The organism is Aeromonas sp. ANP5, assembly GCF_963870295.1.
Lineage (GTDB): Bacteria > Pseudomonadota > Gammaproteobacteria > Enterobacterales > Aeromonadaceae > Aeromonas > Aeromonas veronii.
Window position 1 is genome coordinate 56,691 of record NZ_CAWMRY010000014.1, and the last position, 16,127, is coordinate 72,817.

Consider the following 16,127-nt stretch of genomic DNA (forward strand, 5'->3'; position numbering starts at 1 on the left):
GCAACTCATAAACAGGCTTTTTTTTATGTTTGAAATGTTTAGTGGTTTGGGTTTGTGGTGGTCAATCGGTTTGGTATTGGCCGTTTTTTTTGTGCTTGCCTATGAATTTATCAACGGCTTTCACGATACCGCCAACGCGGTAGCAACGGTTATCTATACCAAGGCGATGCCAGCTCACCTGGCGGTCGTTGCATCGGGGATCTTCAACTTTTTTGGCGTCATGTTCGGCGGTCTGGGTGTGGCCTATGCCATTGTCCATCTGCTGCCCATCGACCTGCTGCTTGGGATGGACTCCACCCAAGGGTTGATCATGGTCTTCTCCTTGCTGTTTTCCGCCATCGTGTGGAACCTGGGCACCTGGTTCTTCGGGATCCCGGCCTCCAGTTCACATACCTTGATCGGTTCCATTCTGGGGGTAGGCGGCGCCTATGCCTGGATCACCCATAAACCGGTGACAGAAGGGATTAACGTGGGCAAAGCGATCGACATCATGCTTTCCCTCATCATCTCTCCCACCATCGGCTTCATCATCGCGGCGCTGCTGCTGCTGGCGATGAAGCGCATCTGGACCAGCAACAAGATCCACAAAACGCCGGAAGAGCGCCAGCTGGTGGATGGCAAGAAACACCCACCGTTCTGGGCGCGTCTGACCCTGGTGGCCTCGGCCATGGGCGTCAGCTTCGTGCACGGCTCCAACGATGGCCAGAAGGGCATCGGTCTGGTGATGCTGGTGCTGATCTGTATGGCGCCTGCCTATTTCGCACTGGACATGAACAGCCGCGCCTATGATCTGGACCGGACCCAGGATGCCAACCAGCGCATCATGGAGATCTACCAGCGCAACCAGTCCGCCCTCTCTAGTGTCATCAACTTCTCTGCACCGGCAACGGCTCAGGAAGAGCTGATGACCCACTGCTCCGCAGATGGCGTGCTGCAGGCGATGGCCACCCTGGATGCCCGTCTGGGTGCCGTGCGTACTTATGATCAGATGAGCCTGACCGACCGCCGCGAAGTGCGTCGTCTGCTGCTCTGTATCGATGACACCGCCCGCAAGGCTGCCAAGCTGCCGCTGCCAGCCAAGGAGCTGACCGATCTGGCCAAATGGCGCAAGGATCTGACCGCGACCGCTGAATACGCACCGACCTGGGTGATCGTTTCCATCGCGCTGGCGCTCGGTTGCGGCACCATGGTGGGCTGGCGTCGTATCGTCCATACCGTGGGCGAGAAGATCGGCACCACCGGCATGACCTACAGCCAGGGCATTGCGGCCCAGATCACTGCTGCAACCTCCATCGGGGTCGCCAGTCTGACCGGTATGCCGGTGTCCACCACCCACATCCTCTCTTCTGCGGTGGCGGGTACCATGATTGCCAACAAATCCGGCCTGCAGAGCCAGACCATCAAGACCATCCTGATGGCCTGGGTGTTGACCCTGCCGCTGACCATGCTGCTCTCCGGTGGCCTGTTCATCGTCAGCCACCATCTGTTTGGTTGATCTGCCGCGCTCATAATGCGCATCACAATGACAATGCCGCCCGGTCGAATGATCGGGCGGCGTTTTTATATGCTGGATAGGTCGTGTTTCGTGAGCGCAGGAATATGGCTTGCAGGGATGTTAGGAGCGGGTCAGAAATCCCAGCCAGATTGCGGTATTGGTTCAGGTTGATCGCCTTCATGAGCCTTGCGGCGGGCAGCCTCGACCCGGCGTTTGCGATCCCGGCACAGGCGCATCACCTCTTGTTGCTGGGCAGGGGTCATGGTGAGCCAGTTGAAACGCTCTTCGCGATTGCGCAGGCACCCCTTGCAGTAGCCTTTGTTGTTCACTTCGCATACCCCGATGCAGGGGCTCTGCAGCGGGAATATTTCGAGCTGTTCCATCCATCACCTCGCACATCCTGTCACCTTGTTATAACCCAGCGGATCCCCTTTGGAGAAATCCTGCTTCAAGTGATTGATGTCGTTTGCTTTCCCCCTGCAAATTTGGCATCTTCCCCGCCGAGCATGGCTCTTGGCGTTATATGAGGACATATGAACAAACACGCGTACTGGCTGACCGCCGCAGTGCTGGGACTGGCCGGTTGTGCGGGCAACTCTGACAAAGCAGAAGTGCCCAAAAAACAGACCGACAACAGATGCTTTCTTAACTGCGAGGTGCCGGAAAATCTGGGCAAGCAGTATCTGGACGGAACCTTGCCAGAGGATCTGGTGAGGGTGGAGCGAGTCAATAGCCGTGCGCATGCCGACTACAGCAAGTTTGGCCCGCAAAGCAGACTTGTATTGGAGCGCTCCGGCAAGATGACCCGCCGTTATGGCGAGCTCTATCACCAGCTCTCCCGCTGGGTCGCGGGCGGTGGCAACCCTGCTGACATCACCCGTTACGGTATCAGCCTCGCTCAGCTGGGCGGCGCCGATCGCATGGGTAACGTGCTCTTTACCGGTTACTACTCGCCGGTGCTGGAAGTGCGCCACCGCCCGGATGCCAAGTACAAATATCCCATCTATGCCATGCCCAAATGTGGCGGTCGCTGTCCGACCCGGGCCGAGATCCATCAGGGGGCCCTGGCCAACCGCGGGCTGGAGCTGGGTTACAGCAAATCCCTTATCGACAACTTCCTGATGGATGTGCAGGGCTCGGGCTTTGTCCACTACGGGGATGACGATCGGCTGCAGTATCTGGGCTACAGCGGCAAGAACGGCCACGGTTACGTCAGTATCGGCCGGGTACTGATCGACCGCGGTGAAGTGCCCAAAGAGCAGATGTCGATGAAGGCCATCAAGGAATGGGCCAACCGTCAACCGGAGGAGACCGTCAAGGAGCTGGTGGAGCAGAACCCCTCCTATGTCTTCTTCGAGCGTCGCCCCACCAATGATGTGATCGGCGCTGCCGGTATCCCGCTGCTGCCGCTGGCTGCCGTTGCCGCCGACAAGACCCTGCTGCCGATGGGGACCCCGATCCTCGCTGAAGTCCCCTTGCTCGACAAAGAGGGCAACTGGACCGGCAAGCACCAGCTGCGGCTGTTGATTGCGCTGGATGTGGGCGGGGCGGTGAAGAAGGGGCACCTCGATCTCTACCACGGTATGGGTGAGAAGGCCGGTGTCGCGGCCGGTCACTACAAGCACTTCGGCCGAGTCTGGAAACTGGGCCTGCACCACGGGCCGACTGCCGCCCCCTGGTTGTAATCCTCTGAGGGTTCGCGCGTCTGTAATCGGGCGCCCGGGCAATGTGAAGAGACAAAAAAGCCGCCGGATTGCTCCGGCGGCTTTCTATTTTGCGCGAGTTGCCAGCCTGTGGCGGTGTCAGCTCTTCTGGATATCCAGCCGGATGGCGCCGACCGGTTTGCAGCAGCAGGGGAGACACTCCCCCTGGGCGACAAATGCCAGCGGCACATTGGGGTAGTGCACCTTGCCAGCCATCAGCGGAGTGCGGCAGGCGCCGCAATAGCCGCTGCGACACTGGAATTCCACATGATGACCGTGGCGCTCCAGGGTCTCCAACACGCTTTCGCCGGGATGGGCGTGCAGCACGGCACCATCCCGGGTATGTACCCGTGGTGCCACGACCGCATGCTGTTCGGCAGGTGCGTGCGGGGCCGGGGTCAGCGTGTTGGTGGCATCACTCACAGCTCGAAATCACCCAGGTCATCGGCATTGACTTCGCTGTCGATCTGACCAACCAGATAGGAGCTGACCTCTACCTCTTGCGGGGCGACCTGTACGTTGTCGGATGACAGCCAGGTGTTGATCCAGGGGATCGGGTTTTGCTTGGTGCCGGCAAAGGCTGGCTGCAAGCCGACTGCACTCATGCGCAGGTTGGTGATGTACTCCACGTACTGGCAGAGGATGTCCTTGTTCAAGCCGATCATGGAGCCGTCCTGGAACAGGTACTCGGCCCACTCTTTCTCCTGAATGGCCGCTTCCTTGAAGATCTCGAAGCAGGCCTGTTCGCACTCGGCGGCGATCTCGGCCATCTCCGGGTCATCCTGGCCGGTGCGCATCAGGTTCAGCATGTGCTGGGTGCCGGTGAGGTGCAGCGCTTCGTCGCGGGCGATCATCTTGATGATCTTGGCGTTGCCTTCCATCAGTTCACGCTCGGCGAAGGCAAAGGAGCAGGCGAAGCTGACGTAGAAGCGAATTGCTTCCAGCGCGTTGACGCTCATCAGGCACAGATAGAGCTTCTTTTTAAGCTCGCGCAAGGTGATGGTCACCTCGCGGCCCGCGACGGTGTGGGTCCCTTCACCATGCAGGTTGTAGAGGGCGGTCGCTTCGATCAGATCGTCGTAGAAGTGGCTGATGGAGCCAGCGCGCTTCAAGATCTGCTCGTTGGTCACGATGTCGTCAAACACCTGGGCGGGGGTGTTGACGATATTGCGGATGATATGGGTGTAGGAGCGAGAGTGGATGGTCTCGGAGAAGGCCCAGGTCTCAATCCAGGTTTCCAGCTCCGGAATGGAGACCAGCGGCAGCAGGGCCACGTTGGGGCTGCGGCCCTGAATGGAGTCCAGCAGGGTCTGGTACTTCAGGTTTGAGATGAAGATGTGCTGCTCGTGGGGCGGCAGGGCCTGATAGTCGATGCGATCACGGGAGACATCCACCTCTTCCGGGCGCCAGAAGAAGGAGAGCTGCTTCTCGATCAGCCGCTCGAACACTTCGTGCTTTTGTTGATCATAACGGGCTACGTTGACCGATTGGCCAAAAAACATCGGCTCTTTGAGCTGGTCGTTTTGGGTTTGGCAGAAAGTTGAATAGGCCATGGTTACCAGAATATGTGAATAGAGAAAACAGGAGAGCGGGAGCTTCATGCTCCCGCCCGGTTATCAGTTCTTGCCGTGACTTAGATTTTGCAAGCCCCGCCAGCGCAACCGTCATCTTGCAGATCGGTCTGGGCATCGTCTGCACCATCACGGGTGTTGTGATAGTACAGGGTCTTGAGGCCGTATTTGTAGGCGGTCAGCAAGTCCTTGAGCAGCTGTTTCATCGGGACCTTGTTGCCTTCGAAACGGGCAGGGTCGTAGTTGGTGTTGGCGGAGATCGCCTGATCCACAAACTTCTGCATGATACCGACCAGCTGCAGGTAGCCGTCAACGCTCGGTTGCTTCCAGAGCAATTCGTATTGATCTTTCAGGCGATCATACTCGGGCACCACCTGTTTGAGAATGCCATCTTTGGAGGCCTTGACCGAGACCAGGCCGCGCGGCGGCTCGATGCCGTTGGTGGCGTTGGAGATCTGGCTGGAGGTCTCGCTCGGCATCAGGGCGGTCAGGGTGGAGTTGCGCAGACCCACGGATTTGATCTCTTCACGCAGGCTTTCCCAATCCAGATGCAGCGGCTCGTTGCACAGCGCATCCAGATCCTTCTTGTAGGTGTCGATGGGCAGGATGCCCTGGGCATAGGTGGTCTCGCCAAACAGCGGGCAGGGGCCGAACTCGCGGGCCAGCTGCACGGAGGCTTTCAGCAGATAGTACTGGATGGCCTCGAAGGTACGGTGAGTCAGGGCCAGACCGGAACCGTCGGAGTAACGGGCACCGTTTTTGGCCAGGTAGTAGGCGTAGTTGATGACGCCGATCCCCAGGGTGCGACGACCCATGCTGCCCTTCTTGGCGGCGGCAATCGGGTAATCCTGATAGTCGAGCAGGGCATCGAGGGCACGCACGGCCAGATCGGCCATCTCTTCCAGGTCTTCCAGCTTCTCGATGGCACCGAGGTTGAAGGCGGAGAGGGTGCACAGGGCGATTTCGCCACTCTCGTCGTCGATGTTGTTGAGCGGCTTGGTCGGCAGCGCAATCTCGAGGCAGAGGTTGGACTGGCGTACCGGCGCCACGCTCGGGTCGAACGGGCTGTGGGTGTTGCAGTGATCGACGTTCTGGATGTAGATGCGACCGGTACCGGCACGCTCTTGCATCATCAGGGAGAAGAGATCGACAGCCTTGAGGGTCTTCTTGCGAATGGCCGGATCCTGCTCGTACTTGACGTAGAGCTCTTCGAACTTGTCCTGATCGGCAAAGAAAGCATCGTACAGACCCGGCGCATCGGACGGGGAGAACAGTGTGATGTCACCGCCCTTGATAAGGCGCTGGTACATCAGCTTGTTGATCTGCACGCCGTAGTCCATGTGACGAACACGGTTCTCTTCCACGCCGCGGTTGTTCTTCAGCACCAGCAGGCTTTCGACTTCGGTATGCCACAGCGGGTAGAACAGGGTGGCCGCACCGCCGCGCACGCCGCCCTGGGAGCAGCACTTCACGGCAGTCTGGAAGTATTTGTAGAAGGGGATGCAACCGGTGTGGAACGCTTCGCCGCCACGGATGGGGCTGCCCAGACCGCGGATGCGCCCCGCGTTGATGCCGATACCGGCGCGCTGGGAAACGTAACGCACGATGGAGCTGGCGGTGGCGTTGATGGAGTCCAGGCTGTCGTCGCATTCGATCAGTACGCAGGAGCTGAACTGACGGGTCGGGGTACGCACGCCGCTCATGATCGGGGTCGGCAGGGAGATCTTGAAGGTCGAGACCGCATGATAGAAGCGCTTGATGTAGTCCAGACGGGTATCTTTCGGATACTTGGAGAAGAGGCAGGCCGCTACCAAGATGTAGAGGAACTGCGGACTCTCGTAGATCTCACCGGTGACGCGGTTCTGGACCAGATATTTGCCTTCCAGCTGTTTGACTGCCGCGTAGGAGAAATCCATGTCGCGCCAGTGATCCAGATGGTTGTTCAGCTCTTCGAATTCGGCCTGGGTGTAGTCTTCCAGCAGGTGCTTGTCGTACTTGCCCATGTCCACCAGACGAGCCACGTGCTGGTAGAGGTGGGGCGGTTCGAACTGACCATAGGCCTTCTTGCGCAGGTGGAAGATGGCCAGACGGGCTGCCATGTACTGGTAGTCCGGGGTCTGCTCGGAGATGAGGTCAGCCGTTGCCTTGATGATGGTTTCGTGAATGTCGGCGGTACGGATACCGTCATAGAACTGGATGTGGGATTTGAGCTCTACCTGGGAGACCGACACGTTGTCGAGCCCTTCGGCGGCCCAGTCCAGCACGCGGTGAATTTTATCCAGATCGATGGGTTCTTTGTGTCCGTTACGCTTCGTCACAAACAAGTTCATTGGCTGATGACCTTCAGTTGATTCCCGAAAAACCATCGCACAATGGCGCTACCCTGGCCCCGGCAATATGCGGGAGGTGGGTAGAGATTGTGCGATGAATCACAAGATGTAGTGTTATTTTAAGTTCGAGCTACAAGATAGTGAGGTCAGCCCGCCATTGCAATGTGTGGATAAGTGACGAGCTGTGGATAAATTGTGAGTCTTGCCCCATCAGTTAGTGACTGCTCACAGTGAGCGGGTTTTCATTCGTCCGCTCCGCTAAATGCAAGTCTCCCGATCGAAGATGGAAAATTTAAATAACTTTTTTTGCTTGCGAAACAGGGGGCTTTTTACTAGCAAACGGCGGCTGATTATCCCTTATGCAACAAGGGTCAAAAGCTGTCCAGTTGTCGCAGCCGTGGGCTCAGCGTGGCAAGGGCTTTGCATTAGACGATGGTGGTTTGTGGCCGTTTTGTGACGGTTGCGAGCTTGTCAAATGGGTATCAATAGAGGCGTGATGGTGGCGCAGGACGCGGGAGCGTAAAGGAAGAGATGCAAGGGGCGGAGAGTCTCTTCGCCCCCGTTTTCGCATGTCAGCCGGTAAGGCTGCGCGTTACACCTTGGCCGTCAACTCGTAGCGCAGCCAGTGGTGCAGGGCCTGCACGGTATCAAAGTGCAGATCGGCGCCCCATTGTGCGGGATCTTCCTCATCATTGAGATAGCCCCAGCCAGCGACCGCGGTGCGCATGCCAGCATTGCGGCCCGCTTCGATGTCCCGCACATGATCCCCCACATAGAGGCAGTGAGCTGCCTCGACCCCCAGCTTCTCGCAGGCAAAGAACATGGGGGCGGGGTCGGGCTTGCGTACCGGCAGGGTATCGGCGCTGACAGTGACGCCGCAGCTGGCAAGCTGTGGCAGGGCTGCCAGCAGTGGCTCGGTGAGAAAGCCCGGCTTGTTGGTGACGATACCCCAGGGGAGCTGTTTTTCATCCAGCCACTCGATAAGATCCACCATTCCCTCATAGGGACGGGTACCGACGCAGAGATTGGCCGCGTAGTAGTCTAGTAGGGCATTGCGCAGGCGCGTGGCCCCCAGCTCCTCAAGCAGTTCGTCGCCGAGGCCCGCTTTCAGCAGCCCGAGCGCCCCGTGGGAGGTGGTCTGACGAATGATGTCGTCAGAGAGCGGCGCAAAGCCTTCGCTGATCAGTACATGGTTGACGGCGGCGCCAAGGTCTGGCGCGGTGTCGAGCAGGGTGCCATCCAGATCGAACAGCACGCAACGAAGAGGCTGCAGGTGAGAGGCGCTCATCAACCTTGCTCCGGGCGGACAAACTCCACCATATAGTTGACGTCGACATTCTTGCCGAGCTTGAAACTGTTGGAGAGCGGTGCATAGTGCACCCCGCTCATGTCCCGCACCAGCAGGCCAGCTGCTTCCCCCATGCGACACAGTTCGGCCGGGGTGATGAATTTTTTGTGATCGTGGGTACCCTTGGGCACCATCTTCATCAGGTATTCGGCCCCGATGATCATCATCAGATAGGATTTGGGGTTGCGGTTGATGGTGGAGACGAACACCCGGCCGCCCGGGCGCACCAGGGTAGCGATGGCGCGCAGCACGGAGGCGGGGTCCGGCACATGCTCCAGCATCTCCATGCAGGTGACCACATCATACTGGCCCGGTACTTCGGCGGCATGGGCTTCGGCGGTGATCTGGCGGTACTCGAGCTCGACACCCTGCTCCAGGGCGTGCAGGCGGGCGACGCCGAGGGGCTCCTTGCCCATATCGATGCCGGTGACCTTGGCACCACGGCGGGCCATGCTCTCGGAGAGGATGCCACCACCGCAGCCGATATCGAGAATGCGCTTGCCAAACAGACCGCCACTTTTGTCGGTGATCCAGTCAAGGCGTACCGGATTGATTTGATGCAGGGGTTTGAATTCACCTTCCATGTCCCACCAGCGGGAGGCGATGGCTTCAAACTTGGCGATTTCTGTCAGATCGACATTGGCATCACTGTTCATTTTTCGAAGATCCTGTGGCAGGGCGCCCGCTTCTGAGTCATGGGCGCAATCTATTGTCCTGGCGGGCATTATAACGGACGGACTTTGTCACACCAGCCCGATCTGATACCCGATTTGTGGCTTAAGGTATTTGGCTCAGTGTGTTACCATGTCGCGCTGTTTAAGCCAAAGAACAACTAATTAGGGATAAGGCTTTCTATGAGCGATCTGGCCAGAGAGATCACGCCGGTCAACATCGAAGAAGAGCTCAAGAGTTCCTATCTTGATTACGCCATGAGCGTGATCGTAGGACGAGCTCTGCCGGATGTGCGTGATGGCTTGAAACCGGTTCACCGCCGCGTTCTGTTTGCTATGAACGAGTTGGGGAACGACTGGAACAAGCCCTATAAAAAATCGGCCCGTGTGGTCGGTGACGTAATCGGTAAATATCACCCGCACGGCGATAGCGCTGTGTATGACACCATTGTCCGGATGGCGCAGGATTTCTCCATGCGTTACATGCTGGTCGATGGTCAGGGCAACTTCGGTTCAGTCGACGGCGACAGCGCCGCGGCGATGCGTTATACCGAAGTGCGGATGGCCCGCATCTCCCACGAGCTGCTGGCTGATCTGGACAAAGAGACAGTGGACTGGGTGCCGAACTATGACGGCACCGAGATGATCCCGGCTGTCATGCCTACCAAGGTTCCCAACCTGCTGGTCAACGGCTCCTCCGGTATCGCGGTGGGCATGGCGACCAACATTCCGCCTCACAACCTCACCGAGATTGTCAATGGCTGTCTGGCGCTGATCGAAAACGGCGACCTCACCATTGACGAGCTGATGACCTACATCACCGGCCCGGATTTCCCCACTGGCGGCATTATCAACGGTCGTTCCGGCATCGTGCAGGCGTACCGTACCGGTCGTGGCTCCATCTATGTGCGGGCCAAAGCTGAAGTGGAAGTGGACGAGAAGACCAGTCGCGAGACCATCATCGTTCACGAGATCCCCTATCAGGTGAACAAGGCTCGACTGATCGAGAAGATCGCCGAGCTGGTCAAAGAGAAGAAGATCGAGGGCATCAGTGCCCTGCGCGATGAGTCTGACAAAGACGGCATGCGCATCGTTATCGAGATCAAGCGCGGCGAGTCCGGCGAGATTGTGCTGAACAATCTCTACAAGCACACCCAGATGCAGACCACGTTCGGCATCAACATGGTGGCGCTCGATAACAACCAGCCCAAGGTGATGAACCTTAAAGAGATCCTGGATGCGTTCCTGCTGCACCGCCGTGAAGTGGTGACTCGCCGGACCGTGTTCGAACTGCGCAAGGCGCGGGATCGGGCACACATTTTGGAAGGTCTGGCGGTTGCGCTGGCCAACATTGATCCCATCATCGAGCTGATCCGCCACAGCGCGACCCCGGCCGATGCGAAAGCGGGCCTGGTTGCCAAGGGCTGGGAACTCGGCAACGTGGCCGCCATGCTGGAAAAAGCGGGCGACGACGCGGCACGGCCTGAGTGGCTGGAGCCCGAGTTCGGTATCCGTGAAGGCCAATACTTCCTGACCGAACAGCAAGCCCAGGCCATCCTTGACCTGCGTCTGCACAAGCTGACCGGCCTCGAGCACGAGAAGATCCTGGAAGAGTACCAATCTCTGCTGGATCTCATCGCCGAGTTGCTGCACATCCTGGCGAGCCCGGCTCGTCTGATGGAAGTGATCCGCGATGAACTGCTGGCTGTGCGTGAGCAGTATGGCGACGAGCGTCGCACCGAGATCAGCATGTCCAGTGCCGAGATCAACATCGAAGATCTGATCACCCCGGAAGATGTGGTTGTTACCCTGTCTCACCAGGGCTATGTGAAGTATCAGCCGCTCTCCGACTACGAGGCCCAGCGCCGTGGTGGTCGTGGCAAGTCGGCCACCCGGATCAAGGAAGAGGACTTTGTGGAGCGTCTGCTGGTGGCCAACACCCACGACACCATTCTGTGCTTCTCCACCCGTGGCAAGGTCTACTGGCTCAAGGTTTACCAGCTGCCGGAAGCGTCCCGTGGCGCCCGTGGTCGTCCGATCATCAACCTGCTGCCGCTGGAAGAGGGTGAGCGTATCACCGCTATCCTGCCGGTGAAGGAATATGACGCCGAGAAGTATGTGTTCTTTGCCACCGCCAACGGTACCGTGAAGAAGACCAGTCTCTCTGACTTCAGCCGTCCGCTCTCCTCCGGTATCCGCGCCATCAACCTCAAAGAGGGCGATGAGCTGATCGGGGTGGATATCACCGACGGCAGCAACGAGATCATGCTCTTCTCCGACGCGGGCAAAGTCGTTCGCTTCGCCGAAGGCAGCGGTCGCGCCGATGCGGATGTCAGCGATGACGTTGAAACCGACGACGATGCCGGCAACGACGATGATGGTAGCGACAACGGCGAAGGCACCGAAAGCAAGGGTACCTTCAAGGGTGTGCGTCCGATGGGTCGTACCGCAGCCGGTGTCCGTGGCATCAAGCTGGGCGCAGGTGACAAGGTGGTTTCCCTCATCGTTCCGCGCGGCGAAGGTGCCATCCTCACCGCCACCGAGAACGGTTACGGCAAGCGGACTGCGTTGGCCGAATACCCGACCAAGAGCCGTGGTACCCAGGGCGTTATCTCCATCAAGGTGGATGAGCGCAATGGCAAGGTGATCGATGCGATCCAGGTCGAAGATACCGACCAGATCATGCTGATCACCAACGGCGGCACCCTGGTGCGTACCCGTGTTGCCGAGGTGAGCGTCATTGGCCGTAACACCGGCGGTGTCCGTCTGATCCGTACCGGTGAAGACGAGACCGTGGTTGGCCTGCAGCGCATCGCCGAGAGCGACGAAGACGAGAACGACGCACTGGCCGTTGACGGTGAGGTATCTGAAGGTACCGATACCGCGACCGGTACTGATGCAGTCGATGCAGGGGAAGCGGGCGACGAGTAATCGTCACCTGTTACCCGAGCAACGTCTCTGAGCAAAAAGAGCGACCCTGGTGGTCGCTCTTTTTATTTGTCTGCTTTTTATGACAGGCAGATGAAAGTAGGGCCGGGTGCTGGCCTGATCACTCCTGCAGCCACATTCTGGCGCTGCGGGCGGGAATGGCGACCCGTACCCACTGGCTTTGCACGTTGACCACGGCACCTTGGTCGAGCACGTCACGATAGATGCGATACCAGTTCATCTCGAACCTGGCGGTATCGAGCCAATACTCCTGCTCGTAGTCGCACTTGTTGATACCGACCAGCCCCTGTTTGCCCCGTTTGAACAGCACGAAGCAGTCGCCACTGCCGACCTGTTGCATGGGTTGACCCTGCACCGCATTGTGGAAGCGGATCATCCCCTTGAGATCGGCGCGCTGGTAGTAATCCTGCCAGCGCAGTCCATCCTTGGCCTGGGTCTCGCCGTGATCCGAATAGACCAGCGGCGAGCCACCATCGCGGCCGAGCAGGTAGGCGTAGGCCAGCTTCTCGTCAGTCTGGCTTAAGATCTGATAGCGGAAGCCGTCGTTGGTGGGGATGTCGTGGGTCACGGCAAAGGTGACGGCGCGACTGCCCGGCAGCGCCTGACCATAGGCGCCCGGATCCGCCAGCAGGTTCATGCTGCCGCCATACCCCAGCGCGCCACGCAGGGAGGCAAACAGCGGAAAGTCATAGGCTCCCTGACCGCTGCTGTCGAGGTAGGGTTTGAGAAAGCGCTCGTAATCGGTGCTGCCTGCCCCCCCAGTGGTGATCACCTCGCCAAACACGTGCATCCCCTGTTTGATTTCGGGGGTGAACACGGCATTGATCTGGTAATCGCTCATGTGTTTGACCGCATCGACCCGAAAACCCTTGATCCCCATCCCCTTGAGTGCTTTGAGGTAGGCCTGTTGCTGACTCACTACCCAGTTGTTGGGATTCAGATCCGGCAGCCCCTTGTCACCGGCGCCACCACAGAGTCGCCAATACTGGACATGACCCGGATCGCTCCAGTCGCTGATGCACCCTTCGGGATGAAAATCCTGACCGGAGAGGAAGTTTTGCCCGAGATCGCCAAACAGTTTCTGGCGCTCGAAATAGGCCGGGTTGCTGGCGTAGCTTTGCAGCAGCTCGTTGCCGGGATAGTTGAGGTCCTGGCGTTTCCAGCTTTCGTTGGCCATGTGGTTGAGCACCACATCGGCATAGACGGCGATGCCCCGCGCCTTCATGGCGGCGATCAGTTGCTCGAGATCCTGTTTGTTGCCAAGAGGGGAGTCGACAAGACGCAGATCCTGCGGCTGGTAACGGGCCCACCATTCGTTGCCGGAGGACTTGAGAGGTGGCGAGATGAGTACCTGTTTGTAACCGGCTGACTTGATAAGGTCGGCTTTGGCGGTCACTTCACTGTACTTCCAGTTGAAGGCGTGCAATATGACGTCGGCGTGCGCCAAGGGGGCGATTAGCATGCCTGCGATCGCCCATATTCCCGCTGTGTGTTTCATTGTTATGTCCCTGTTTTTATAGATGCCTGAATGGGCAACCCAGCTTTGGCGGGAACAGGATGTGCTGCAATCCACAACCTGCAGATTTGTGACCGCTTTCAGGATGATTTCGCCGATTATGTGAGCTATTTCGGCTTTTCCTCGCCACCGCCAGTTGTCTTTTTACAAGTGATTTTTTTGTCATTTCCCTGTCATTCCCAGCCGTTATCCTGCCGGGCGAGTGGTGCGTTGTTGCCATCACCTTCACCGTCAGGAGCTGCATATGACCAGTTGGATCACGTGGGAAATTTGGTGGAGCCGGGTATGGGGCGAGTCAGAGGTGCCGCTGTATGAAGAGGATGAGCACGAAGTGGCTCATGAACCCTCGCGACTACCGGTTGAAATGGTGCAGCAGGGGCGGGATCAGCGCGCAGGCTAAGGCGTTAGCCCTCTCTTTACCGGGTAGCGCTTTCTTGTCGTGACATGGCTACTCCGTTGGAAAATTTTGAAAAGCGGGGTTTCCACAGGATGTGTTGCGGCAGGCCTTCCTCTCAACCTCTTGGCACACCTGATGTGTGAAGGGCGTGAGCAGGGGGATTAGAAGAGCGACAGCTGCTCCCCGGGGCGGATAAACCCATCCAGCCTGAGCTGAATATGGTGTTTGCCCAGATCGAGGCGCTTGCTGATAAGGCGAAAGCGCTGGGCCAGCAGATCGGCAAAGTGCCCCTCACCGCGCATGCGGGTGCCGAAGGCTGTACTGTTGAGCCCGCCACCGCGGCTGGCTCGCAACTGATTCAAAATAGCCTCCTTCTGGCCCGGATAGTGGGTATCGAGCCAGTCATCAAATAGCGGAGCCAGCTCGTGGGGCAGGCGCAGCAGGATGTAATCGGCGCAACTGGCGCCAGCCTCGGCGGCCGATTTGATGATCTGCTCCAGCTCCGGTTCATTGAGCCGCGGGATCATGGGGGCGGCCAGTACCCCCACCTGCACGCCAGCATTGGCCAGCTTCTCGATCACTTTCAAGCGGCCTACACCTGTGCTGGCGCGGGGCTCCAGCTGTCGGCGCAGGGTTTCGTTCAAGGTCGTCACCGACACCATCACCTGACACAGTCCCTCTCTGGCCAGCTCGGTCAACAGATCAAGGTCGCGCAAGATCATGGCGCTCTTGGTAATGAGCCCGACCGGATGGCGGTGGGCCAGCATCACTTCCAGCAACTGCCGGGTGAGGCGATAGCGCTGCTCGATGGGTTGATAGGGGTCGGTATTGGCGCCAATGAAGATGGTCTGTGGCTGATAGGCCGGTTTGGCAAACTCCCGACGCAGCAGATCGGCTGCATTGCGTTTGGCAAACAGCTTGCTCTCGAAATCGAGGCCGGGGGAGAGCTCCAGATAGGCATGGCTGGGTCTGGCATAGCAGTAGATGCAGCCGTGTTCGCACCCCTGATAGGGGTTGATGGAGCGACCAAAGGGGACATCCGGCGAGCTGTTGTAGCTGATGATGCTGCGTGCATCAATCTCCCGCACCTCGGTGCCAGGCACAGAAGGAGTGAAGATGGCATCCCAATCGGACGATTGCCAGCCGTCATCGACCGCTTCGACAAGGGGGCCGCTAAAACGGTGATCGATATTGTGGGGGCTGCCTCGTCCTGCCATGGTGTGCACCTATACTGTTTATACATACAGTTATTTTGCAGGTGCCCCGGATAAATGACAACAACTGCTGATCGAGCGGGTGCAAAAAGGGTTGTCGCAGGGATCTCTTGCTTGATCGCAACGCTACATTTCGTTTACATAGACGAAATGAGAACTGGATCACGGAAATCATCATGCGCCCCACCATTTCCCGTTGGCTATTTATCGGTCTGATTGCGCTGGTTATCTGGCGTCTGCTTCCGCTCTCCACCGAGCAGGAGATGGCTGCTGCCAACCGTGCCTGGCGTACCGGTCACTTTGATGAGGCGACCCGGATCTGGTCGCCACTGGCCGATCAAGGCCAACCTCGGGCACAGGCACTCATGGGCTGGAGCCATGAAGTGGGGCAGGGGAGCGAGCAGGATATCCATCAGGCCATCAGCCTCTATCGCCAGTCGGCGCAGGCAGGGGATCCCTTCGGCCAATATCGGCTGGCAGAGCTCTATCTGCGCGGTGTCGGGGTCAAGCGAGATCTGCGCCAAGCCTTTCACTGGATGGATCAGGCAGCCCGCAATGGTGACGTCCCGGCCATGCTGAAAGTCGGCGTCCTTCATCTGATGGGGGTCAGCGGCAGGGTCGATTTGCCTCAGGCGAAACAGTGGCTCTATCAGGCGGCACAAAAGGGCAACAAGCTGGCGCTTCAGGTGCTGCAAGAGCTGGCGCTGGCAGAGGAGGGGAGCAGTGACTTTGACTTCAACTGGCAATCCCTGCTTGGCGAATAGTCGGCAGGCGACTCATTTGACTGTAGAAAATATCTGCAAATCCGATACAGCACGCCCGACTTCTGGTAGCATGGGGCCGTTTTGGCTTGGTTTGTCACGTTAGACATGTGGTTTACGTGTCAGGCCGTCTTCGCAAAGTGCTGTGGAGAACCAAAACATCACCTTTTTG

13 protein-coding genes are annotated in these 16,127 nt (G+C 58.5%); 5 read left to right on the forward strand and 8 right to left on the reverse strand.

From position 1 onward, the window contains the following. Positions 1–25 precede the first annotated feature (25 nt). Complete coding sequence (locus AACT07_RS10060; RefSeq protein WP_069527558.1) at positions 26–1,495, forward strand: inorganic phosphate transporter; 1,470 nt, start codon at positions 26–28, stop codon at positions 1,493–1,495. A gap of 131 nt (positions 1,496–1,626) precedes the next feature. Here the strand turns inward: AACT07_RS10060 and AACT07_RS10065 are convergent, their stop codons facing one another. After that, a complete protein-coding gene (locus AACT07_RS10065) occupies positions 1,627–1,878 on the reverse strand; it encodes a DUF1289 domain-containing protein (protein WP_040065610.1) in 252 nt (83 codons plus the stop codon). A 150-nt stretch (positions 1,879–2,028) separates the two neighbouring features. Here AACT07_RS10065 and mltA point away from each other — a divergent pair, with 150 nt between their 5' ends. Further along, on the forward strand, positions 2,029–3,180 hold the full coding sequence (mltA, locus tag AACT07_RS10070) for a murein transglycosylase A (RefSeq protein WP_069527559.1): 1,152 nt from the start codon (positions 2,029–2,031) through the stop codon (positions 3,178–3,180). Between the two features lie 117 nt (positions 3,181–3,297). On the opposite strand, the gene yfaE is transcribed toward mltA, so the two are convergent. The 5 genes from yfaE to ubiG all read right to left on the reverse strand — a co-directional run bounded on the left by yfaE (position 3,298) and on the right by ubiG (position 9,103). Beyond that, entirely contained in the window at positions 3,298–3,621 is a 324-nt protein-coding gene (gene yfaE, locus AACT07_RS10075) for a class I ribonucleotide reductase maintenance protein YfaE (RefSeq protein WP_021230069.1), read from the reverse strand. After that, on the reverse strand, positions 3,618–4,751 hold the full coding sequence (gene nrdB, locus AACT07_RS10080; protein WP_005336708.1) for a class Ia ribonucleoside-diphosphate reductase subunit beta: 1,134 nt from the start codon (positions 4,749–4,751) through the stop codon (positions 3,618–3,620). The genes yfaE and nrdB overlap by 4 nt, the downstream gene beginning before the upstream one ends. An 80-nt stretch (positions 4,752–4,831) precedes the next feature. Beyond that, a complete protein-coding gene (gene nrdA / locus AACT07_RS10085; protein ID WP_069527561.1) occupies positions 4,832–7,099 on the reverse strand; it encodes a class 1a ribonucleoside-diphosphate reductase subunit alpha in 2,268 nt (755 codons plus the stop codon). Between the two features lie 592 nt (positions 7,100–7,691). Next, on the reverse strand, positions 7,692–8,387 hold the full coding sequence (locus tag AACT07_RS10090; RefSeq protein ID WP_069527562.1) for an HAD family hydrolase: 696 nt from the start codon (positions 8,385–8,387) through the stop codon (positions 7,692–7,694). Continuing rightward, positions 8,387–9,103 (reverse strand): bifunctional 2-polyprenyl-6-hydroxyphenol methylase/3-demethylubiquinol 3-O-methyltransferase UbiG, encoded by a 717-nt coding sequence (ubiG, locus tag AACT07_RS10095; RefSeq protein WP_064341269.1) that lies wholly within the window; start codon positions 9,101–9,103, stop codon positions 8,387–8,389. Before ubiG ends, AACT07_RS10090 begins: the two co-directional genes overlap by 1 nt. A gap of 198 nt (positions 9,104–9,301) precedes the next feature. Here ubiG and gyrA point away from each other — a divergent pair, with 198 nt between their 5' ends. Next, complete coding sequence (gyrA, locus tag AACT07_RS10100; RefSeq protein WP_005352118.1) at positions 9,302–12,049, forward strand: DNA topoisomerase (ATP-hydrolyzing) subunit A; 2,748 nt, start codon at positions 9,302–9,304, stop codon at positions 12,047–12,049. A gap of 118 nt (positions 12,050–12,167) precedes the next feature. Here gyrA and AACT07_RS10105 read toward each other — a convergent pair whose 3' ends face one another. Beyond that, positions 12,168–13,529 carry an alpha-amylase family protein gene (locus AACT07_RS10105; RefSeq protein WP_139123791.1) on the reverse strand — a complete coding sequence of 454 codons (1,362 nt, stop codon included), beginning with the start codon at positions 13,527–13,529 and terminating at the stop codon, positions 12,168–12,170. Positions 13,530–13,827: 298 nt separating this feature from the next. On the opposite strand from AACT07_RS10105, the gene AACT07_RS10110 reads away from it, so the two are divergent. Beyond that, positions 13,828–13,983, forward strand: a complete 156-nt coding sequence (locus AACT07_RS10110) for a hypothetical protein (RefSeq protein WP_005345370.1) — start codon at positions 13,828–13,830, stop codon at positions 13,981–13,983. Between the two features lie 158 nt (positions 13,984–14,141). Here AACT07_RS10110 and AACT07_RS10115 read toward each other — a convergent pair whose 3' ends face one another. Then, positions 14,142–15,197 (reverse strand): PA0069 family radical SAM protein, encoded by a 1,056-nt coding sequence (locus AACT07_RS10115; RefSeq protein WP_069527566.1) that lies wholly within the window; start codon positions 15,195–15,197, stop codon positions 14,142–14,144. Positions 15,198–15,370: 173 nt separating this feature from the next. Here AACT07_RS10115 and AACT07_RS10120 point away from each other — a divergent pair, with 173 nt between their 5' ends. Further along, a complete protein-coding gene (locus AACT07_RS10120) occupies positions 15,371–15,958 on the forward strand; it encodes a tetratricopeptide repeat protein (RefSeq protein ID WP_069527567.1) in 588 nt (195 codons plus the stop codon). The last annotated feature ends 169 nt before the right edge of the window (positions 15,959–16,127 follow it).

What these genes read in the sequence shown, in the direction of transcription:
- AACT07_RS10120 (WP_069527567.1), top strand. Translation starts at nt 15,371, where the DNA reads ATGCGCCCCACCATTTCCCGTTGGCTATTTATCGGTCTGATTGCGCTG.
- AACT07_RS10110 (WP_005345370.1), top strand. Translation starts at nt 13,828, where the DNA reads ATGACCAGTTGGATCACGTGGGAAATTTGGTGGAGCCGGGTATGGGGC.
- nrdB (WP_005336708.1), bottom strand. Translation starts at nt 4,751, where the DNA reads ATGGCCTATTCAACTTTCTGCCAAACCCAAAACGACCAGCTCAAAGAG.
- nrdA (WP_069527561.1), bottom strand. Translation starts at nt 7,099, where the DNA reads ATGAACTTGTTTGTGACGAAGCGTAACGGACACAAAGAACCCATCGAT.
- AACT07_RS10065 (WP_040065610.1), bottom strand. Translation starts at nt 1,878, where the DNA reads ATGGAACAGCTCGAAATATTCCCGCTGCAGAGCCCCTGCATCGGGGTA.
- ubiG (WP_064341269.1), bottom strand. Translation starts at nt 9,103, where the DNA reads ATGAACAGTGATGCCAATGTCGATCTGACAGAAATCGCCAAGTTTGAA.
- AACT07_RS10115 (WP_069527566.1), bottom strand. Translation starts at nt 15,197, where the DNA reads ATGGCAGGACGAGGCAGCCCCCACAATATCGATCACCGTTTTAGCGGC.
- mltA (WP_069527559.1), top strand. Translation starts at nt 2,029, where the DNA reads ATGAACAAACACGCGTACTGGCTGACCGCCGCAGTGCTGGGACTGGCC.
- AACT07_RS10105 (WP_139123791.1), bottom strand. Translation starts at nt 13,529, where the DNA reads ATGCTAATCGCCCCCTTGGCGCACGCCGACGTCATATTGCACGCCTTC.
- gyrA (WP_005352118.1), top strand. Translation starts at nt 9,302, where the DNA reads ATGAGCGATCTGGCCAGAGAGATCACGCCGGTCAACATCGAAGAAGAG.
- AACT07_RS10090 (WP_069527562.1), bottom strand. Translation starts at nt 8,387, where the DNA reads ATGAGCGCCTCTCACCTGCAGCCTCTTCGTTGCGTGCTGTTCGATCTG.
- AACT07_RS10060 (WP_069527558.1), top strand. Translation starts at nt 26, where the DNA reads ATGTTTGAAATGTTTAGTGGTTTGGGTTTGTGGTGGTCAATCGGTTTG.